This is a genomic window from Halomonas sp. MES3-P3E (genome assembly GCF_002836035.1).
GTDB lineage: Bacteria > Pseudomonadota > Gammaproteobacteria > Pseudomonadales > Halomonadaceae > Vreelandella > Vreelandella arctica.
The window spans coordinates 1-20,564 of sequence record NZ_PJBT01000002.1; the positions used below are offsets into that span (position 1 = coordinate 1).

The 20,564-nt window shown below is 56.4% G+C and carries 21 protein-coding genes and 1 other RNA gene; 10 read left to right on the forward strand and 12 right to left on the reverse strand.

The features are described 5' to 3' along the window. Positions 1–410 precede the first annotated feature (410 nt). Positions 411–1,436, forward strand: coding sequence for an aspartate carbamoyltransferase (locus CXF87_RS00535; protein WP_101145040.1), 1,026 nt, complete (start codon positions 411–413; stop codon positions 1,434–1,436). 19 nt (positions 1,437–1,455) lie between these two features. On the opposite strand, the gene ruvX is transcribed toward CXF87_RS00535, so the two are convergent. From ruvX to CXF87_RS00555, 4 genes are all read right to left on the reverse strand, one after another. Further along, complete coding sequence (gene ruvX / locus CXF87_RS00540; protein WP_008959146.1) at positions 1,456–1,911, reverse strand: Holliday junction resolvase RuvX; 456 nt, start codon at positions 1,909–1,911, stop codon at positions 1,456–1,458. Further along, complete coding sequence (locus CXF87_RS00545) at positions 1,911–2,468, reverse strand: YqgE/AlgH family protein (RefSeq protein ID WP_101145041.1); 558 nt, start codon at positions 2,466–2,468, stop codon at positions 1,911–1,913. The genes ruvX and CXF87_RS00545 overlap by 1 nt, the downstream gene beginning before the upstream one ends. 72 nt (positions 2,469–2,540) lie before the next feature. Next, complete coding sequence (gene gshB, locus CXF87_RS00550) at positions 2,541–3,497, reverse strand: glutathione synthase (RefSeq protein WP_101145042.1); 957 nt, start codon at positions 3,495–3,497, stop codon at positions 2,541–2,543. 77 nt (positions 3,498–3,574) lie between these two features. Next, on the reverse strand, positions 3,575–4,267 hold the full coding sequence (locus tag CXF87_RS00555) for a CvfB family protein (RefSeq protein ID WP_101145043.1): 693 nt from the start codon (positions 4,265–4,267) through the stop codon (positions 3,575–3,577). A 171-nt stretch (positions 4,268–4,438) separates the two neighbouring features. On the opposite strand from CXF87_RS00555, the gene CXF87_RS21845 reads away from it, so the two are divergent. Genes CXF87_RS21845 through CXF87_RS00565 form a run of 3 tightly spaced genes read left to right on the forward strand, consistent with a single transcriptional unit; the run spans position 4,439 to position 6,145 of the window. Continuing rightward, positions 4,439–4,780 (forward strand): sodium:solute symporter family transporter, encoded by a 342-nt coding sequence (locus CXF87_RS21845; RefSeq protein WP_232774475.1) that lies wholly within the window; start codon positions 4,439–4,441, stop codon positions 4,778–4,780. Beyond that, positions 4,753–5,604, forward strand: a complete 852-nt coding sequence (locus CXF87_RS00560; protein WP_232774477.1) for a sodium:solute symporter family transporter — start codon at positions 4,753–4,755, stop codon at positions 5,602–5,604. The genes CXF87_RS21845 and CXF87_RS00560 overlap by 28 nt, the downstream gene beginning before the upstream one ends. Beyond that, positions 5,597–6,145 (forward strand): hypothetical protein, encoded by a 549-nt coding sequence (locus CXF87_RS00565; protein ID WP_101145044.1) that lies wholly within the window; start codon positions 5,597–5,599, stop codon positions 6,143–6,145. Before CXF87_RS00560 ends, CXF87_RS00565 begins: the two co-directional genes overlap by 8 nt. Positions 6,146–6,169: 24 nt before the next feature. Here the strand turns inward: CXF87_RS00565 and CXF87_RS00570 are convergent, their stop codons facing one another. From CXF87_RS00570 to CXF87_RS00580, 3 genes are read right to left on the reverse strand one after another with little or no spacing between them, the layout of a single operon-like run. Then, positions 6,170–6,946 carry a 16S rRNA (uracil(1498)-N(3))-methyltransferase gene (locus CXF87_RS00570; protein WP_101145045.1) on the reverse strand — a complete coding sequence of 259 codons (777 nt, stop codon included), beginning with the start codon at positions 6,944–6,946 and terminating at the stop codon, positions 6,170–6,172. Positions 6,947–6,949: 3 nt separating this feature from the next. Continuing rightward, complete coding sequence (secB, locus tag CXF87_RS00575) at positions 6,950–7,450, reverse strand: protein-export chaperone SecB (protein ID WP_008959139.1); 501 nt, start codon at positions 7,448–7,450, stop codon at positions 6,950–6,952. A gap of 41 nt (positions 7,451–7,491) precedes the next feature. Beyond that, positions 7,492–7,914, reverse strand: coding sequence for a rhodanese-like domain-containing protein (locus CXF87_RS00580; protein ID WP_101145046.1), 423 nt, complete (start codon positions 7,912–7,914; stop codon positions 7,492–7,494). Between the two features lie 366 nt (positions 7,915–8,280). On the opposite strand from CXF87_RS00580, the gene gpmI reads away from it, so the two are divergent. The 3 genes from gpmI to CXF87_RS00595 all read left to right on the forward strand — a co-directional run bounded on the left by gpmI (position 8,281) and on the right by CXF87_RS00595 (position 12,437). Continuing rightward, complete coding sequence (gene gpmI, locus CXF87_RS00585; RefSeq protein WP_101145047.1) at positions 8,281–9,858, forward strand: 2,3-bisphosphoglycerate-independent phosphoglycerate mutase; 1,578 nt, start codon at positions 8,281–8,283, stop codon at positions 9,856–9,858. Positions 9,859–9,863: 5 nt separating this feature from the next. Then, a complete protein-coding gene (locus tag CXF87_RS00590; protein WP_101145048.1) occupies positions 9,864–11,000 on the forward strand; it encodes a murein hydrolase activator EnvC family protein in 1,137 nt (378 codons plus the stop codon). 120 nt (positions 11,001–11,120) lie between these two features. Next, entirely contained in the window at positions 11,121–12,437 is a 1,317-nt protein-coding gene (locus CXF87_RS00595; RefSeq protein ID WP_101145049.1) for a S41 family peptidase, read from the forward strand. Here the strand turns inward: CXF87_RS00595 and CXF87_RS00600 are convergent, their stop codons facing one another. From CXF87_RS00600 to CXF87_RS00615, 4 genes are all read right to left on the reverse strand, one after another. Continuing rightward, the gene (locus CXF87_RS00600) at positions 12,438–13,724 is read right to left on the reverse strand and encodes a UbiH/UbiF/VisC/COQ6 family ubiquinone biosynthesis hydroxylase (RefSeq protein WP_101145050.1); all 1,287 of its coding nucleotides are present in this window, start codon (positions 13,722–13,724) and stop codon (positions 12,438–12,440) included. A gap of 51 nt (positions 13,725–13,775) precedes the next feature. Beyond that, entirely contained in the window at positions 13,776–15,017 is a 1,242-nt protein-coding gene (gene ubiH, locus CXF87_RS00605) for a 2-octaprenyl-6-methoxyphenyl hydroxylase (protein ID WP_101145051.1), read from the reverse strand. 96 nt (positions 15,018–15,113) lie between these two features. Then, positions 15,114–16,451 carry a Xaa-Pro aminopeptidase gene (gene pepP, locus CXF87_RS00610; RefSeq protein WP_101145124.1) on the reverse strand — a complete coding sequence of 446 codons (1,338 nt, stop codon included), beginning with the start codon at positions 16,449–16,451 and terminating at the stop codon, positions 15,114–15,116. A 35-nt stretch (positions 16,452–16,486) separates the two neighbouring features. Then, entirely contained in the window at positions 16,487–17,065 is a 579-nt protein-coding gene (locus tag CXF87_RS00615; RefSeq protein WP_101145052.1) for a UPF0149 family protein, read from the reverse strand. A gap of 163 nt (positions 17,066–17,228) precedes the next feature. Between CXF87_RS00615 and CXF87_RS00620 the strand changes: the two genes are divergently transcribed. The 3 genes from CXF87_RS00620 (at position 17,229) to CXF87_RS00630 (ending at position 18,487) form a co-directional block, all read left to right on the forward strand. After that, positions 17,229–17,528 (forward strand): cell division protein ZapA, encoded by a 300-nt coding sequence (locus tag CXF87_RS00620; RefSeq protein WP_101145053.1) that lies wholly within the window; start codon positions 17,229–17,231, stop codon positions 17,526–17,528. Positions 17,529–17,667: 139 nt separating this feature from the next. After that, a non-coding RNA gene (ssrS, locus tag CXF87_RS00625) (6S RNA) lies at positions 17,668–17,850 on the forward strand. A 22-nt stretch (positions 17,851–17,872) separates the two neighbouring features. Continuing rightward, positions 17,873–18,487 carry a 5-formyltetrahydrofolate cyclo-ligase gene (locus tag CXF87_RS00630; protein ID WP_101145054.1) on the forward strand — a complete coding sequence of 205 codons (615 nt, stop codon included), beginning with the start codon at positions 17,873–17,875 and terminating at the stop codon, positions 18,485–18,487. Between the two features lie 445 nt (positions 18,488–18,932). Here CXF87_RS00630 and ilvA read toward each other — a convergent pair whose 3' ends face one another. Continuing rightward, entirely contained in the window at positions 18,933–20,447 is a 1,515-nt protein-coding gene (gene ilvA / locus CXF87_RS00635) for a threonine ammonia-lyase, biosynthetic (RefSeq protein ID WP_101145055.1), read from the reverse strand. Positions 20,448–20,564: the final 117 nt, after the last annotated feature.

Genomic DNA, 20,564 nt, shown 5'->3' on the forward strand with positions numbered 1-20,564 from the left:
GTCAGCAAGCGCCCACATGAATTACCTGATCAAATTGTTAAAGAGCTGTTTCGCTGTGTTTGACTGGCGAACCGTTGAACCGGCTTGCCGCAGCGAGGAAGGCGTATTCTACGCATTTCCTGGTGGTTGTCAAGGGCGTTGTTTTCGATGTGATACTGACTACATCCAAAACCGCTAGCTATCGCAAAAGCGTTAACTGCTTGACTAACCAAGGCTTTTACACCTTATTCACCGCTGGTAACGCTAGGCGTCCCCGGCAGCGGATGCGTACTTTACGGATTTGCTGCCGGGTTGGCAAGCAGTTTTGTAGAAAAATTACAGATTAGTAGCCTTTCGCGAATGAAAGCTCTTCGGCACTACCCTCATTGGCGGTTACACTAGCTTTATCTACCCCCTTACTGAGGTCCGCCATGAGCCACCACCTGCTAACTGTCGACTCATTAAACCGTGAAAGCGTTGATCATTTACTGCGTGTTGCTGCGCGCATGGAGCCAATCGCTCAACGACGCCAAGTGACGCACGTGCTGGAAGGGGCGGTACTCGGCAATCTATTTTTTGAAGCCAGTACACGAACACGGGTCAGCTTTAATGCAGCCTTTTGCCGTTTGGGCGGCAGCGTATGCGACACCACTGGCTTTACCTTCTCCTCTATGGCGAAGGGTGAGTCACTCTACGACACCAGCCGGGTAATGAGTGGCTACTGTGACGCCATTGTGATGCGCCACCCCGACCAGGGTTCAGTGGCTGAATTTGCTGCAGCTACTAACGTACCAGTGATTAATGGCGGCGACGGCCCTGGCGAACACCCCAGCCAAGCGCTGCTTGACCTTTATACGATTGATAAAGAGTTTCAGCGCTTGGGTAAGTCGCTGACCGGTGCACATATCTTACTCACCGGCGATTTGAAATACGGTCGCACCGTCCATTCACTGATCAAGCTCTTATCACTCTATGATCCGCTGCGCATTACGCTGGTATCACCGCCAGGTCTTGAAATGCCCTCAAAACTGATTGATCTAGTGGCATCGCGCGGCCATCGCATTGACCAGCGCGACTCATTAGCCAACGACTTTGCAGATTTGGATGTGGTGTACACAACGCGTATTCAGAAAGAGCGCTTTACCGACGAGATGAATGAGAGTTTCCAGGGGCTTTCCGATGACTTTATGGTCAACCGCGACTTTTTGGATCAGCGCTGCAGCCAAAGCACGATAGTGATGCACCCGTTGCCTAGGGACAGCCGCCCCGGTGCGAATGATTTAAACGTGGATCTGAACGGCGACCCGCGTCTGGCGATTTTCCGCCAAACCGATAACGGCATTCCCATGCGGATGGCAATTTTCGCAACGTTACTAAAGGTCGACGAACTAATTGAGCAGGAGTTACGGCCGGTGCGCTGGTACGTGCCGACTCAAACAGGCACGCTAGATCGCTAAAAGAAGGGATTCATAGGCGTTACAGCGAAAGACGCCCGCCGGGTAAACCTTCCTGGTGGGCAAACCAGCCTTCAAGGATAAGAATAGCTGCAATGCCATCGACACTATCTTGCCGATAGTTGCCTTTATGCCCCGCCTCACGGGCGATCATTTTCGCCTCCCGCGTGGTACCACGCTCATCGACCATTTCACACGGTTTGCCGTAGCGACCATGCAGACGATTGCCGAACTTGCGGGCGCGAGTGCTCATTTCTGATTCGCTACCATCCATATTCAGCGGCAGCCCCACCACTAACAGATCGGGCTGCCATTCTTTAAGCAGCCGTGACACGACGTTCCAATCTGGAATCCCATCTCGCGCCGTCAGCGGTGTGAGTTCCCGCGCGCTGTGCAGCAGCTCGTTGCCCACCGCCACACCGATACGCCGAGTGCCGTAGTCAAAGGCCAGGATTAAGCGCTGCCCCGCTTCAGCCATTAAGCGTGCCCCGCATCTCGGGTCATTAGGTTAAGGTCGATACCGAGCAAACCTGCCGCCGCCGTTAACCGCTCGACGGGGGGCGTGTTGAATAGCACGCTGCTCTGAGCTTCTACAGTTAACCAACTATTCTCTTTAAGCTCTTCTTCTAGCAGCCCCACTTCCCAGCCCGCGCAACCCAAGCAGACTAGAAAGTGCTCGGGGCCATCGCCGGCAGCAAAGGCCTGGAGAATATCCAAGGATGTGGTAAGGGCTATGCCATCTTCCACCTGGATACTAGAGTCCCATTGCTGGCTATCGCCGACATGCAGAATGAAGCCACGATCTTTGTGCATCGGCCCACCGTAATAGACCGGTGCATTGCGGTGCGGGCTTGCCTCACCACCCAGTTCCAGTTGATCAAACAGGGCTTCAAGGGTGATCTCTAACGGTCGGTTAGTAATCACCCCCATGCAGCCGTTGTCATCGTGATCGCAAAGATAGATCAGACTACCGGCAAAATTAGGGTCTTCTAAATGTGGCATGGCCATTAAAAAGTGATGTTTCAAACTTTGCATGCGTCTCCCACTGCCTGTTGGCACTCCAACAGGCATAACGTAATAAGTGTCATTATAAGAGTGAAGCCGCGCTTAGGCTAAGCGACGCTCAATGGCATCCAGCAGCAAACCGGCGATATTTGTTCCCCGCTGGTCATCTATTTCACGTACGCAGGTGGGGCTGGTGACGTTAATTTCAGTAATATAGTCACCGATCACATCGAGACCAACGAACATTAAGCCCTTGTCACGAATCATTGGCTGCACCTGTTGAATAAGCCAATGGTCACGTTCGGTGAGTTCACGGCTGACGCCCCGCCCACCAGCAGCCAAATTGCCACGGGTTTCGCCCGCTGACGGAATACGCGCCAGGCCAAAGGGTACGGGTTCACCATCGACCAATAGAATGCGCGTATCGCCATCCTTAATTTCGGGAAGATAACGCTGCGCCATAATTTGGCGTTGGCCGCGAAAAGTAAGCTGCTCAATCACTGCGCCGATATTGCGACCATCTGGGCCAATATGAAAAATACCGGTACCGCCCATGCCATCCAGTGGTTTGAAGATCACGTCGCCGTGCTCGGCGTGGAAGGCGCGCAGTACATCATCGCGGCTGGCCACAAGTGTCGGCGCGCAGCACTGAGGGAACTGCTGGGCAAACAATTTCTCATTACACTGCAACAACGCCGCCGTGGGGTTGACCACCAGCACCCCTTCACGCTCGGCAAAACCCAGCAGATGCACGGCGTTAGTAAAGTCAGCATCGACGGGCGGATCTTTACGCATCAGGACCACATCCAACTCAACCAGTGGGCGGGCCGACGCTTCGCCTAGGTCATACCAGTGATTGGGATCACGGTGCACCGTTAACGGCCGCATGCGCGCGTAGGCTTGCCCCGCATTCAAGAAAAGATCTTCCTGCTCCATATAGTGCAGGGTATAGCCTCGCTCCTGGGCGGCCCATAGCATGGCCATGGTGGTGTCTTTCTTGTAAGCGATGTCGCTGATGGGATCCATCACAACGCCGAGATGCAGATTTGATTGGCTCATCGGGGGCACTATCCAAACATGAACAATAGAGCCGCAGTATGACGCACTGCCCGCCCGGCTCCAACTGCCCCCGCTAACTACTCGCTAAGTGCGCCAGGCACCAAGCGAATAGCATCAGGCTCTAACGTGATCAACTGCTGCTTATAAAGTCGGCCAATCGCTTGTTTATAAGCACTTTTACTAACCCCTAAGCGCGCTTTAACTTCATGGGCAGGGCTTTTATCTCCCAGCGCCAAATAGCCACCGCTTTCGCGCAATGCTTTTAGAACCTTGTCACCGACTACGTCTAATCGTGCAGCGCCTGGCGGTAACAGCGAGATATTGAGGCGGCCATCTTCACGACGCTGCTTCACATAGCCTTTAACTGATTGGCCACGGCGCAAAGGTTGAGTCACGTCATCCTGGTAAATAAGCCCCCAGTAACGATGGTTGACCACCACCTTCATACCCAAATCGGTACGATCAGCCACTACCACGGCGACCTCATCACCTTTTTCCAACGCCCAGGCATCATCCGTTAGAAAACGATCAAGTTTCATCGACGCCACAGGTCGCCCTTGGTCGTCGCCATACAGCATCACCAGAACGCGCTTACCGGCATCAGGTCGAAAATGCTGCTCACTAAAGGGCAACAGCACATCTTTTGGCTGCCCCCACTGCAAAAAAGCACCGATGTTATTGACCGCTGTCACCGTCAGGTACGCCACTTCACCCAACTGGGCGGATGCATCACTGGCGGATCGTGGGGATGAGTGTGACTCACGCACCATGGCTGTCGTCCTTCAAGAAAGATAGAACACCATTATGTGTGTCTGGCACACGCAGGGCAAAGCGAGTTGTCATTTCACTGGCTAAAAGCCCTTAAGACTTATGCAAAAGCAAACGGCGCACAACCTGCTACTATCAAAACACTAGACAAAATTAGGCATTGGGGAGCGAACATGGAAGGGTTCACGCTTTTTGATACGGTCGTTTTGATTGGTTACATCAGTTTAATCGCCTGGATTGGTTCACGATTCGGTAAGGATCAGCATAACCCTGAGGACTATTTTCTAGGCGGTCGCAAAATTCCCGGTTGGGCCATCGGCCTGTCGGTCATGGCAACCCAAGCCAGTGCCATCACCTTTATCGGAGCACCTGGCTGGGGCTTCGAGGGCGGCCTTGAACGCTTGGTGACGTTTATCAATGTACCTTTGGCCATGATCGTGTTGATTTTGATCAGAGCCAGATACAGCGTGTCTTATCCAGCCCTTCGGTGCTCGATGCCCAGCGCTCGTTGCTGATTGGCGGTTATCTACTGATTCCACAGATGCTGCTATTTCTATTTATTGGCGTCATTTTGGCGACCTATTACCAGCAGCATGGGCTAACGCCCCCTGATGACCTCAATGAGCTGTTGCCCCGCTATGTCGTCAACGCGTTCCCTTCAGGCATGGCCGGGCTGGTGATTGCCGGGGTGTTTGCTGCGGCCATGTCGAGCCTCGACTCGGCGCTCAACTCGCTGTCGGCGGTGACCGTACGGGATTTTTATAGCCGCTATCTCAAACCCAATGCCAGCGATGCCCATTACTTAAAAGCCTCACGGCTAGCCACTATTTTCTGGGGGCTCTATGCCACGCTGTTTGCTTTTTTTGCAGGTAACCTAGGGCCCGTGATCGAGGCGGTCAACCAGATTGGCTCCTGGTTCTATGGGGCACTGCTCGGTACCTTTTTGCTGGCTATTTTCAGTCACCGTTCCAATGCTCGCGGCGCAATGGCTGGGCTCATTACCGGCATGTTTGCCGTATGGGCAGTCTCTGCGCTACTCGATATCTCCTGGCTGTACAACAACACGGTCGGCGTAGCGGTGTCGATGACCGTTGGCTATCTCGTTAGCCTGACAGCGCCAGCCCCCAGCCAAGAACAGTTAAGCGATGTGATGATGGCAGAAGCCGCGCCAGACATGCAGGCCGTGCTGGCATCCAGAGCTGATAACGCCCAGGTGATTGGCAAAGAGGCCCGCCTGACGCGCCGACGCTGTATCGGCTTATTTATTTGGTTTTGCATCATGCTGGGCATGTTAGCGCTGCTACAGGGTTGGGCGAATGAGTGGTGGGCGAATGGTTGAGTGCTTAACGCTAGCCCGGCGTATTGATACGACAGCGGCTCAAAAGCGGCTACAGCGTCTTGGGGCCAATGCTTGCGAACCGGCCTGGATTCGACTGTGGGCCACTGGCTTAGGCGTGGCTGATGGCAAGCCAGGGGCGTGGTTACTCTCTGCTCAAGACATGCGCCGCGCACTGCTACTGGTGGGTGCTGAACTACCCACTCAAAAAGAAAAACCCAGTGCAGACGTTAAAATTGATAGCGGTTCACCGCCAACGCCAAAAGCGCTGGACCGACTGTGGCTATGGGAACGCATAGCCACCCCGCGCCACTGGCGAATCCAGATGCTGGATAGCACGCCTGTACCGATATGGCTGCCCTGCTGGCTGGGATACGCACGTGGCCGACACCTTCGTTTAACGGTACTCAGTGGATTATCGGGCGAAACACTACCGATGCTTAAGCCCATCGTGCTTAAGGGGCTTCAACAGGTATATCAAAGCGGGCAGGCATCAGCGACAACAAGTGCAGGGGCAAGCGAACGAAGTGAAAAGGCAGTTTGAGGGCGCCTTAAAGTTAGTAAGCGCTTACAAATCACCAAAGTAATGCTGTAGCAGGGAAAGCGCCACTATAGGTGCTGTTTCTGTTCGCAACACCCGTGGACCGAGTGTTAGCGGCGTAAAGGTAGCGGTTTGGGCAGCCGCAATATCGCTTTCGCTCAAACCGCCTTCCGGACCAATCAGCAGTGCCACCGACGCCGGCCGGTCTTGACGATCAAACGCATTGCCGGTCGCTAGATGCAGCATCAAGCGCAGCGGTTCCCGGCGCTCTGCAAGCCATGCTTGGAGTGCCATGGGTGGATGCACTGGCGGAACTACCGCTCGACCGCTCTGCTCGCAGGCGCTGGCAGCCACCGCTTGCCAGTGCGCCAGCTTTTTATCTTCACGGTCGCCTTTCAATCGCACATCGCCACGCTCGGTGTAGAGCGGCGTAATGGCCGCCACGCCCAGCTCGACAGCTTTTTGAATGGCATAATCCATTCGGTCGCCTTTAGAGATGGCTTGGCCTAAATGGACGGACAGTGGCGATTCACCACTGCCCGGCCACACCGCTTCGACTCGCGCTAGCGTCTGCTTGCGGCTAACGTCCACCAAGCGCACCCCGGCCTCAAGACCCTGGCCGTCAAATAGCACCAGCGGCGCGCCTTCACCCATGCGCAATACACGGGTGACATGACGAGCAGGCCCTTCCGGCAGTGCCAGCTCACTCCCTGCCACAAAAGCAGCAGGCACATAGAGGCGTGGCATTTTGCCGTGCTGGGCATACCAATCAGCGGCGTGGGTTGCTGACAAGGCGTTTGACATCGCTTAGTGGGTGTTCTCTTCGGCTTGCTTGGCTTCGCGCTGCTTGCGCTGGGCGTACATCGCTTCAAAGTTAACCGGCGCCAGCATCAGCGGCGGGAAGCCACCGCGGTTGACCAGGTTATCCACGCATTCACGCGCATAGGGGAACAGCAGGTTAGGGCAGAATGCACCCAGGGTTTGTTCCAGCTGTGCGCCTTCGATACCGGCAATCCGGAACAGGCCGGCCTGTTCAACTTCGGCCAGGAAAGACGTTGTGCCTGTTTCGTTATCGTTCACCTGAGCGGTCACTTTGACAACGACTTCGTACTGGTCGTCAGCAATCTTGGTGCTGGTGGTATTCAGATCCAGGTTCACCTTGGGTTTGAACGCCTGCTTAAATACCGACGGGGAATTCGGCGCTTCAAACGAAATATCTTTTACATAAATGCGCTGCAGTGAAAACTTCAGCTGCGGCTTTTCATCCGTTGCGGCACCGGCCTGTGGGGTATTGTTATCTTCCGCCATGATAAAACTCCTAATTGTTCATTAAATAAAAATAACGTCGCTTACTTCTTAACCACCGGAAGGCCATCGCCTTGCCACTGCGCCATACCGCCTCTTAACTTATAAGCGCGCTCAAAGCCTGCTTTAGCGAGTTTGGCCTGTGCGGCGCCAGAACTCTGACCGTGCTTGCATACCACGATGATCGGCTGGGCTTTTACTTTTTCCAGTTCGCTCATGCGGCTATCGAGGTTGCTTTGCGGAATATTGCGCGCCCCCGCGATATGCCCGGCTTTGAAGTCCTTACTTTCACGGATATCCAGCACCACCGCATCTTCGCGGTTGATAAGCTGAGTGGCCTGCGAGGCGTTCAGTGCATTTGTAGAGGCGCTGCGCGTTTCATAAATAATCCACGCTAACAGCACCAGCAAAAATGCCCCGACTAGCAGGGGGTGGTTCTGTACGAATTCGAACACCTGATCGATCATCGCGAACACAATCTCTTGGTCAATGCAGAAAAAAGCGGCCTAACCGCTGCCAAAACGCGACAAGTATACACGTCAGATAGCTTCCCGCGCAGGCCTAGGAGCCTGTCCGGATTAGCCGATCGTCGCGAGAAGCACGGATTTTGAGCCAAATTTATCGATCAATTGAGGCGAATAGCGCGCTATTTAACGAAATTGATCGACTAAAGTTGGCCAAAATACCGGGATTCGCAGTAGATCAGTGTTAAGCCGGGCAGGCTCCTAACTCATGACGCCTGGCAGTTGCCTGCGTTATGATGCCCCAAGCGTGCGTCCGTCGCGACCCCGAATTTTCGAGTCGTTCGGCTTGCCAATCTTAACGAGGTTTTTATGGATACTTCGCGTACCCCGCGCCCAGTGGCGCTGATTATTCTCGATGGCTACGGCCACAACCCCGACAGCGACCATAATGCCGTCGCTGCTGCCCATAAACCGGTGATGGATAAATTGTGGGAAACCTGCCCGCACACCTTCGTTCATACCGATGGTCTTAACGTGGGGCTCCCCGAAGGCCAAATGGGTAACTCGGAAGTTGGGCATATGAATATTGGTGCCGGGCGTATCGTGTATCAGGACTTCACCCGCATCAGCAAAGCGATTGAAGACGGCGACCTGGATGTCAATGAAAATCTTACCCAGCCGATTGACGAAGCCGTCGCCAACGGCAAGCCGGTACACTTGATTGGCCTGCTCTCCCCCGGCGGCGTCCACAGCCATGAAGAGCACTTTATTGCCATGGCCGAATTGGCCGCACGCCGCGGTGCTCAGCGTATTTTCATTCACGCCTTTCTCGATGGCCGCGATATGCCACCGCAAAGCGCGCTATCCTCAATAGAGCGTGCCAATGCTCGGCTAGCAGAGCTGGTAGGCGCTGATAACGGCTTTGTAGCGTCAATTATTGGCCGCTTTTATGCCATGGATCGAGACAACCGCTGGGAACGAGTAGAGCAAGCGTACCGCCTGCTGACCGATGGCCATGCGGAACACTACGCCACCAGCGCTGAAGCCGCGCTACGCGACGCCTACCAGCGCGGTGAAACCGACGAATTCGTGACGGCGAGTAGCATACCGCAGAAAGACGGCACCAAAGAGCATGCAGTAACCCTACAGGATGGCGATGCCGCCATTTTCCTTAATTTCCGCTCCGACCGCGCCCGTGAGCTGACCCGCGTCTTCGTCGAACCGGATTTCAAGGGCTTCGAGCGGCGTGTATGTCCTAAGCTTGCGGGCAAGGGGCTGGTGACGATGACCCAGTATGCCGCTGATATCCCCGCCCCCGCCGCCTTCCCGCCATCGGATCTTAACGACACCTTGGGGGAAGTCGTCGCCAAGCGCGGCTTGAAACAGCTGCGTATTGCCGAAACCGAAAAGTACCCTCACGTGACGTTTTTCTTTTCAGGCGGTAATGAAGCTGAGTACGAGGGCGAAGAACGCATCCTGGTGCCCTCACCCCGTGATGTGCGCACTTACGATGAAAAGCCTGAAATGAGTGCCTTTGAGATCACCGACAAACTGGTAGAGGCCATCGATGACGGCCGCTTCGACCTGATCGTTTGCAACTACGCCAACGGTGACATGGTCGGCCACACCGGTGACTTTGACGCCGCGGTAAAAGCCATTGAAACTGTCGACACCTGCGTGGGCCGCGTGGTCGAAGCCATCGAGCGCGCTGGCGGCGCCTGCTTAATTACCGCCGATCACGGCAATGCAGAACAGATGGTGCATCCTGAAACAGGCGCTCCGCAAACTGCTCACACTACCTTTGTGGTACCGCTCATTTACGTTGGCAAGCGCCCAGCCTCGCTTGAAGAGGGCAAACTATGCGACCTGGCCCCTACACTGCTGACCATGATGGATCAACAACAGCCCGAGGCAATGACCGGAAAACCACTGATTCATTACAAGTAGTGCCCATGCGGTGGTATTTAGCAGTGACGCTCCTGCTGGCGTTAGTTTACACGCCAGCGGGTTTCGCTCAGCAGGATGAAAGCGCGGCGCGCCAGCAGTTGGATGCGATTGGCCAGGAGATCGAGTCCGTCGCCCAACGCCTCAGCGCCACTGGTCAAGCCCGCGATGATGCCGAGCGCGAGCTTCAGGAAGTCGAAACGGAGCTTGCCGAAACGCATCAGCGCTTAGACACACTGCAAGCGGAGCGCCGCCAGCTAAACGACGAAACGACCCAGCTACGCCAGCACCGCGATCGGCTAGAGAGCGAGCGCGCCGATCAGTATGCGGCCCTGGGCCAACAGCTTTCAGCGCTTTATCGGCTTGGCCCAACGCCACAGCTCAAGCTGCTGCTTAACCAGGGCGACCCTGCTGAGCTTGACCGTATGCAGGCCTACATGAACCGGCTAACGGAAGCACGTAATCGTCGCTTAGAGGCTATCGCCAAGCTAGACACCGCCCTGGCTGAGACCCAGCAAGAGCTGAGCGAGCGCCAGGCCCGCCTCGATACGTTGGCCGACGAGTTAGAAGAACAAAGCGCGCTGCTTGCCGAGCGCACTACCGAACGGCGTGGCGTTGTTTCTAACCTGGATGACCGTTACGGAAGTGAAGAAGAGCGGCTGGCCGACCTCAACCAAAGCCGTGAAGAAGCCGAGCAAGTGCTGCGCAATATCCAAGCCGAAATGGCAAAACTTGCCGAACCATCGCCCACTACGCATATTGTCAGTACCCAAGGTGATTTACCTTGGCCAGTACAGGGCTCCATCAGTAGCAATTTCCACCATCGCGATGGTGTGCACTACAACGGTATTGTCATTCAAGCCAGCGCAGGCACGCCGGTGACCGCCGTTCATACCGGCCGCGTCGTGTTTGCCGACTGGATGCGGGGGTTTGGCAACCTGCTCATTATCGATCATGGCGACCAAATCATGACGCTGCACGCACATCTGCAGCAGTTCAGCGTTAGACCTGGGCAGCAGGTCAGCCGCGGCGATGAAATCGGCCGTGTGGGGGTCAGCGGTGGTCAGAACCGCGCCGCGCTTTACTTTGAAGTGCGCCGCGGCGGTGAACCCATTAATCCGCAGCGTTGGATTGCGCGCCGCTGACGGGATAAGCTGCACTATTATAAATATCTCAGTTTATAAATGACTCAGTTGTTAATGTTATTCCAGCTACTATTTCAAGGTGACGCACTACGACGCCACCTATCGCCTTGCGGAGTCTGCATGACGCTATCTGTTACCGGGGTATCCACCCCCGCCAAGCGCCTTTTGGCTACCCTGCTGCCGATTGTTTTACTGTCGGCCCCGCTACCGTTACTTGCTCAACCAGCCAGTAGCAGCGTGGTGGATGAGCCTGTCTCTAACGAACTCCCCCTTGAAGATATCCAGACCTTCGCCGAGGTGTTTGAACGCATCAAACGTGCTTATGTTGAAGAGGTTGATGATCGCACGCTGCTGCGCAACGCCATGCGCGGCATGCTGAGCGAGCTTGACCCCCACTCCGCCTACCTGGATGAGGAAGAGTACCAAAGCCTGCGAGAGTCGACCCAGGGCGAATTTGGCGGTATTGGTATCGAAGTGGGCACCGAGAACGGCCAATTGATGGTCATCACGCCTATCGATGACACCCCGGCCTCACGCGCCGGTTTACAGTCCCGCGACATTATCGTGGCCATCGACGGTACGCCTACCGAGAGCATGTCGCTGCAGGAAGCGGTAACCCTGATGCGCGGCGAGCCCAATACCGAGATTCGCATTAGCGTGCTGCGTTCAGGGGAAGACACGCCGCGTGAGTTCATCCTCACCCGCGAAATTATTCGCAGCGAGAGCGTTAAGCACGAGCTGCTTGAACCGGGTTACGGTTACCTACGCATCAGCCAATTCCAATCGCGCACGCCTGACCAGGCCCGCGAAGCGCTGGAGCGCATGGCACAGGGTCAGCCACTGGAAGGGTTAATACTTGATTTACGTAATAACCCCGGCGGCGTGCTGCAGGCCGCCGTTGGCATTACCGACCTGTTCCTGGACGAAGGGCTGATCGTCTATACCGAGGGTCGTCTCTCGGATACCGAAATGTCGTTCTCTGCCTCCCCCGCCACGCCGGCTAATGATGTTCCCCTGGTGGTGCTGATCAACGGCGGCAGTGCATCAGCGGCAGAAATTGTCGCCGGTGCACTGCAGGATCAACGACGCGGTGTGATTATGGGCACCGATAGCTTTGGCAAGGGGTCGGTGCAGCAGATCATGCCGTTAGGCAATGGCGAAGGCTTGAAGCTGACGACGGCGCTCTACTACACCCCCAACGGGCGCTCTATTCAGGCCCAGGGTATTGAACCCGATGTAGAGGTGGTACGCGGCCGCCTGGAAGTAGCCGAGAGCCGTCGTGAAATTCGCGAAGCCGACCTTGAAGGCCACCTAAGCGCCCAGCAGGCGCCCCGTGATCGACAGGAGATGGCCGAGCGGCTCCTTGATGATTACCAGCTCAGTGAAGCGCTTAACCTACTGAAGGCTCTCAACGTCGTCGATCGTCGCCGGGGTTAATTAACGGCAAGTAAGCGGCAGGCGGCCGCGCTCTCCGGTCGCCTGCCGCATCAATACCCGCTTCAGTGGCACCAACTGATTCATGCCGCTCATGCCCAGGTTGCGCATCATCGTCAATGCCGGATCGTGACTGCCAAACAGTACTTTAAAGCCCTTCATCAACCCCAGCATGGCGCTGTTATCAAAGCGCCGACGCCGCTCATAGCGCCTTAGCGTACTCAGTTCTCCCCAAGGAGCGCCACGCTGCCAGGCGTGTACCACCTCTTCGGCCAGCACCGCCGCATCCATCAGCCCCAGATTGACCCCCTGGCCCGCCAACGGATGAATACTGTGGGCCGCATCCCCCACCAGCGCGAAATGCGGCTGCACATAGTGGCGGGCATGGCGCTGCACTAACGGAAAACGGTGGGCCTTGTCGCAGGCAGTAACGCCTCCTAGGCGATGACCAAACGCTTCCCCAAGCGCCTCCCCCAGTGCGTCACGAGACAGCGCGCTCAACTCATCGGCGTGCTCTGGGGTGGTTGACCAGACAATAGAGCAGTAATGCTCATTGCCTTCCACGGTTAAAGGCAGGAATGCCAGCGGCCGGCCATCAATAAACGCTTGCCGTGCCGTGCCACCATGAGGCTTGGCGCACTGTACCGTGGTCACGACAGCATGCTGTTGCATATCGTCGCTGGCGACCTCAATATCCGCCATCTCACGCAGCACCGAGTGAGCACCGTCGGCGGCCACGATAAGCGACGCGTGTAGCTGGCGCCCATCGTCAAGTATGAGCCAATCCCCACTAGTAGCACGATTGCCATTGACAGCATGGCTATTGGCACGCTGCAGCGCTTGCGGGCTAGCACCAAAAAACGTCGTGACGTTGGGATGGTCTAGCACTTGACGATTGAGTGCGGCCAGCGTGACCGTGTTCTCAACGATATGGCCAAGCACCGCCACGCCCGCCTCATCAGCGGAAAAAGCGATTTCGCCACTGCCTTCGGCATCCCACACCTGCATGCCGCGGTAGGGCGTTACCCGGGTTGCCTGCATGGCGGGCCAAGCGCCCACATGCGCCAGCAAGCGCTGGGAAACCGGCGTTAATGCGCTAACGCGCGGAGCAGGTAGCGGGCCAGTGGCCTTATCAAGACCTATTGGCGCAGGCCTTGCCTCGACCAACGCGACTTTCATCCCCGCTTGTGCCAACAGCGCACAGAGCGCGGTACCGACCATGCCGCCGCCGACAATGATGGCCTCAAAGCGCTCAACCGGCGGCTTTGCAGTAGCTGAGTCAGTCTGCATAGAAATCCTTTTAACTAGCGCCAGCGAGCGCAGCTATTGATTGTAGATAGCCTAGCGTTCCAGGCCCATGGCACGTCTGGCCAGTCCTCGTCTTAACGGCCCCACCAGGTTCAGGCCAATCAAGCCAGCCGCACGAGCATGGGGCAACAGCGGAAAGGAGAGCCCGAACAGCCGCACCAGGCCGTCGCTAAAGCGAATCACATTGGCGCGATCCCGTGAGCGCTGCTTCTCGAAGGCCTGCAGTGTGACCATATCCCCCAGCGGTCGCTTCGCCAGTTCCCCCTGCTCCAAGGCATCGACCAGATCCATCACCCCGCGCAGTGCTAGGTTAAACCCTTGCCCCGCGACCGGATGCAGAGCGTGGGCAGCGTTGCCCAATACCGCCAGCCCCGGCCGTACCGGTTCCTCGGCGGTTACCAGTGAGAGCGGATAAGCATGTCGGGCACCCAGCTGCGTAAACCGGCCCACTCGATCACCAAACGCCTGCTGTAGCTGAAGCAGAAATTCACGCTCCGGCAGTGCCATACGCGCTTTTTCGCTACCGCTAGGATGCGTCCATATCAACTCCATGGCTTGACCCGGCAGTGGCAGCAGGGCCATTGGCCCTTGGGCGGTAAAGCGTTCGTAAGCGACCCCCTCATGAGGCTGGCTAACGCCCACATGCGCGATCAAAGCTGTCTGCTGGTAAGGCTCTCGGCGGCTGCCAATACCCAATTGCTCTTTAAGCCCAGACCGCCCCCCATCTGCCAATACCGTCAAGCCAGCAGTAAGCTGGCTACCATCCGAGAGCTTGAGATGATGCCCGCCCGCTACGGGGGTTAGCTGCTCCACCTTCGCGGGGCAGTGCCACTCCAGCGGTAGCTCGGCTAGATGCCGATGCAGTACACGCCCCATCCAGGCGTTGGGAATCACGTGGCCCAGTGCCGCGACGCCCAGCTCGTCAGCACTCAGCCGTGTCGCCCCCAGGCGTCCACGCTCACTGATATGAATACGCTTGATCGGTGTCGCCTCATGACGCATCGCTTCCCACACACCCAACTGCTCGAAGCGCTGAGCAGAGCCTTCGGCGATCGCGCTGGCCCGTGCATCAAAGCTGGGTTGCCAGGCGCTTTCCAGCGACTGCGCCGTTAACGGTGCCGATTCAATCACGGCTACCCGCCAGCCGTAGCGCTCAATCAGCGGCGCAAGAGCACAGCCTAGGCTCGCCCCCACTAACCCACCGCCCACAATCACAATGTCATGGGTCAGCGCTTGAGCAGTGTCATGATCAGTCATCTGTTTAGCCCGTTGCATCGGCTTCTCCCTCGCCATACCGCCGCACTCTAGAGGCAACTAATAATTCGTAACGTAATTTACATAACGTACAATTAATGCTCTAAATACTGGTTATTATTTAGCCATTAAGGCCTCAATATCAGCCACCTGCTTGGGCACGTCCGCCGTCAGCACAGCATGCCCATCCTTCGTCACAACCACATTGTCTTCAATACGAATGCCAATACCGTGATAGGCATCAGGAATATCGTCATCGCTGGGAATATAGAGGCCGGGCTCTACGGTGAGTACCATGCCTGGAGCAAGGGGGCGCGGCGTTTGCTCGTCCAGGCGATAGGTACCAACATCGTGTACGTCCAGCCCCAACCAGTGTGACGTCGAGTGCAGATAAAAGCGTCGATAGCTCTCATCATCAATGCGCGCCTGAACGTCACCTTCCAGCAGGCCAAGTTCAATCAGCCCAGCGGTTAAGTCATGCACCACGCCCTGATGAATATTCGCCAGTGTGGCACCCGGCTGGACAGCGCTAACGGCGCGCACCTGGGCGTCGAGTACAACCTGATACAGCGCCCGCTGAGCATCGCTGAACCGCCCAGTGACCGGAAACGTACGGGTGATATCGCCGGCGTACAGCTCAAATTCGGCGCCCGCATCAATCAATACCAGACCGTCATCACACAGCGGCGCGCTGTTTTCAATATAGTGCAGGACACAGGCGTTGGCACCGCTGCCGACAATCGTGCTGTAGGCCGGGCCACTGGCGCCTTGCCAGACAAACTCATGCTCTAGTTCGGCCTGGAGCTGGAATTCGCTGAGCCCAGGGCGACATACTTGCATGGCACGCCGATGAGCCCGTGCGGATATCATCGCCGCATGCTTGAGCAGGGCAATCTCGGCCTCACTCTTGATCAGCCGCATGGCGTGGATCAATGGACTAATGTCCAACCAGCCCTTCAACGCTGGCCGCCCGCGCCTAAGCCCTGCCTGAGCACTGTGTAGGGCCTCTTCAGCCACGGCGACTGCCTCACCATTATCAAGGGGTAGATAGAGCAATTCGCGCCCCGTCAGCAGCTCGACCAGCTGCTCATCGCGATCCGCGTTTTCGAATGCCTGGTCAATCCCATGCTCGGCCACCACGCCAGCGGCTCCCAGCCGACGCCCTGTCCACGCTTCCATGGTGGGGTCTCGGTCCTGGCAGAACACCACGCTTTCGCCTTCTGCTCGCCCCGGCAGCAGCACCAGCAGCGCGTCCGGTTCGCGAATGCCGGTCAGGTAGTAAAAATCACTGTTCTGACGGAAGGCGAATTCACTGTCCCGTGAGCGGGTCATCAGCCCAGCGCCGGGAAGCACTACCGCGGCGTTATCCGGTAGCTGCGCCATCAAGGCATCACGGCGCTGGCGATACTCCGCTACGCTAATGGCGGGGGGGCGAGGTAACATCTCGGGCAGCACGGTCTCTGACAGCATAAAGGCTCCAGGCTAAGTGATTAATGAACGGGGGCGTCGGTTTGCTCTACTTGCGGCATGCCGGGGTGCTGCTCGGTATACAGCAGCATGGCGGCCATACGAGCATGCTCAGTCAGCGCAAACAGGTCATTTTCGTTCTCGGGGCTGTCATCAATATCGGTATCGATGCGGCCTAACCCTTCCAGGTCACTCAGTGCCTCGCGCAGCGCCTGTGACCAACGCTCACGCAATTCACTGTCAGCTACCTCGTCGACCACCTCGATAAAGCCTAGCGTCCACTCTTTCAGGCCCTGCGCCTGCTCGGCCAGTGAGAACAGTTCATCCGGCAGCAGCGGCGTATAGTCCAGGTCGCTGGCGCTGAGCGCCTCTACGGTTTGCCGCCGCCAGCCTAATAGCCGCTCGGCACTTGGCTGATCGCGTGGCTGTTCAACGCCTAAGCTCTGGCAGACTTCGTCCAACCAGTCCTCAGCACTCACATCGCGCAGCGCCAGCAGCGCGCACAAACGGCCATCCAAGAAAGCCGGAGATTGCATGCTGCCATGCAGTAGAAAAACATCCGCGACGTCAGAAAAGTCCTGACGCTCATCAATCAATGACATAGTATTTGATAACCTCGTATTCATTTGTGGCACTGGGAGTATGGGTGATAGGGCTTGCGCGTTGACCGCGCACAAGCGCCTCTCTTATAGTGAGTGGCACCTATCTTCCTGTGCTGTGATGTTAACGCATTGGGCCCCCTGCTGGCCCGTGCTGGAGTCTTTGATGAGTAATGCCAAGCGGCCAACCAAAGAAATAACCCTGTTAGGGCGCGGCTATATCATTGCCTGCGACACGGGCGAAGAAGCCAAACTTGACCGCGCCGCGCGCTATCTTGATCGCGCTATGCAGGGTATCAATGCCCAAAGCAGCGTACTGGGTAGTGAGCGAATTGCTATCATGGCGGCCCTCAATATCACCCATGAGCTGCTTGAAGCCATGGACGAACACCGCGCCGGTGAGGCGAACCTGAATCGGTTAAATGATCGCCTTGAACGGGCGTTGGCCAAAACACGCCAGCCCTAGTCATTGTTTACCTCAGGCGTTGTTTACCCATACGTTGTTTCCCCTGGACATTGTTTAAAAGCGCTACAAACGGCCTAAAAACTCAGCGAACGTTTCACCCAGCCCTTTGGCATTAGCCATCGCTCTGTTAGGATGGCGGGGTTCTCTGGGGTGTGCGCCAGTCGTTATAGTCCCTCGAGCCTATGCGTAATACCCAGGGGGCCAAATGCTAGCCAGACCCGTGTGCATGTCCGTGCGTCGGAAAGCCTGACGGTTTGGCTGCGGCCACCCACCTGAACCAGTAGGTTCAGGGCCAGAACGACAGCGGCACTCTGGAGAACACCCCTGCAAGAGAGAACCTATGCATGGAAAGCCTCCATCACGACGAGGATAAGCGCGCACTTCGCCGCTTTTTACGTCGCCAACGCCAAGCCCTTTCTCAGCATGAGCAGCGCCTTGCGGCCCAGCGCTTGTGTCAGCACCTGAAAACCCTGCCTGAAATCCGCCGCGCACGGCGTATAAGCCTGTACCTGCCCGTCAACGGTGAAATTGACCCAATGCCGCTGCTTCCCTGGCTGCGCAAACGTAACGTCGAGGTTTATTTACCTGTTTTACGTCCTTTCAGCACGAATACCCTCTGGTTCGTCGCCTACCGGCCCGATACCCCAATGGTAAAAAACCGCTTTGGTATTTGGGAGCCCGATTTACGCTTTAGCGCTCAGCAGCGCAACCGGCTACCGGCCTGGGCGCTAGATACGCTGATTGTGCCGCTGGTTGGCTTTGATGGTAATGCTAACCGCATGGGCATGGGGGGCGGATTTTACGACCGTAGCTTGGCGTTCATGCATCGCCCTGGGCCGTCGCCTACCCTGATCGGCGTCGCCCATGCCTGCCAGCAGGTGGCATCTCTGCCTGTGGAGCCATGGGACGTGCCTTTACAAGCCGTGGTCAGCGATCAAGGCGGCGTCCGCCGCCAATAAGCCGCCCACAAAAAAGGCTGACCCCATCAAGGATCAGCCTTTCTCATCTGATATCTGTTACCCGGATTAACAGTGGAGCTGCCGCAGTTGTCAGGGATTAACTACCTGACAACGCCTGTGCATAACCGGTCGCGAGCACCCCTAATGCAAACACCACCATCAACGCCATTACCATATCAGGCTTCTTACGCCGCATGCCGCTTCTCCAACACCTTTGTCGTTACCGAATGTGTGAAATCTGCCACCCTTTACTGTCGCCAACAGGGTGGCAAACTTGCTTAATTTCGCTCACGACTATAGGGCGATATGGTCACCACTGACAACAGCTTGAATGATGTTTTCCAGCCTTATTTCAAACATTTTAGTAACGTTATGTTACTGGCTGCTCTGGCATCTAGGGTAAGCAACCACTTACACACATCGTTTTGCTCATTACTGACCAGCACTAGGCCATGAACAGCCGATAAGCCGGATTATCGCTCTCGCGCCAATAGCGGTAACCGATAGCGTCTAAGTACTCTGCCACATGGGTTCGGTCGCCATTAGGCACTTGCATGCCCACCAATACTCGGCCATACGCCGCACCATGGTTGCGATAATGAAACAGCGAAATATTCCAATCGTGGGGCAGTTGGGTCAAAAAGTTCATCAATGCGCCAGGGCGTTCAGGGAACTCAAAGCGATACACCTCCTCTTCGAAGCGCTCGCTGGGTCGACCGCCGCTCAAATGGCGAATATGCAGCTTCGCCAACTCGTTATCGGTCAGGTCTTCCACCTGGTAGCCGCCTTCACGCAGCTTATCAATCACCGCCTGGCGATCTTCGCCACCGGGCTTGACCTGAACACCGACATAGATATGCGCTTCACTGCTATCGGCATAACGGTAGCTGAACTCAGTCACCATGCGCTTGCCCAGGGTACGGCAAAACTTTTTAAAGCTGCCGGGCTTCTCGGCAATGGTTACCGCCAGAATTGCCTCACGTTGCTCACCCAGCTCCGTGCGCTCGGCGATGTGCTGCAGACGATCAAAGTTGGTATTGGCCCCCGAATTGATACACAGCAGCGTCTCGCCTTCGGCACCGGTCTGCTGGATATATTTTTTCAGCCCCGCCAGCGAGAGCGCGCCGGAGGTTTCAGCCACGGCACGGGTATCCTCAAAAATATCTTTCACCGCCGCGCACATTTCATCGGTATTGACAGTAATAACACCATCAATCAGGCCTTGGATCAGTGAAAACGGTACTTCGCCGATCTGCGCAACCGCGACGCCTTCGGCAAACACGCCTACTTGGTCGAGTATCACACGCTCACCCGCCTCTAATGCAGCTTTAAGGCAGGCGCTGTCTTCGGCTTCGACACCAATCACTTTGATATCCGGACGCAGGTACTTGACGTAAGCCGCCACCCCCGCAATCAATCCACCACCGCCCACCGGTACGAAGATGGCATCCAGCCGCCCCGCATGCTGGCGCAAGATTTCCACCCCGATGGTGCCTTGTCCAGCCACCACGTCAATATCGTCAAATGGCGGAATATAGGTATAGCCGTGCTCTTTGATGAGTTCTTGCGCATGCTCGGCCGCCGCCGCAAAGGCATCCCCTTTTAGGATGACCTTGGCACCCCGGGCGCGTACCGCCTGGACTTTAATATCCGGGGTAATCCGCGGCATCACAATGACGGCTTTGACGCCCATCAACTTGGCGGCCATAGCCAGCCCTTGGGCATGGTTACCGGCGGAGGCGGCTATCACGCCTTTATCTTTTTGCGCCTGGGTGAGCTGCGCCATTTTGTTATAAGCGCCGCGGATCTTGAATGAAAACACCGGCTGTAGATCTTCGCGCTTAATCAAAATCTGGTTGTTGAAACGACGCGACAAAAAGGGTGCAGGGGTAATCGGGGTCTCACAAGCGGCTTCATAAACGCGGGCCTGGAGGATCTTTTTGACGGTTGCTTCGAGCATGCGGGTATCCCAAGGGAAGAACGTGAACGGACAAAAGCTTTTATTGGTAGCAGATTACGCCTAGTCGCGTCTAGGTCGCTATACTAGCGCCATTAACTCTTTACTGACTCACACTAG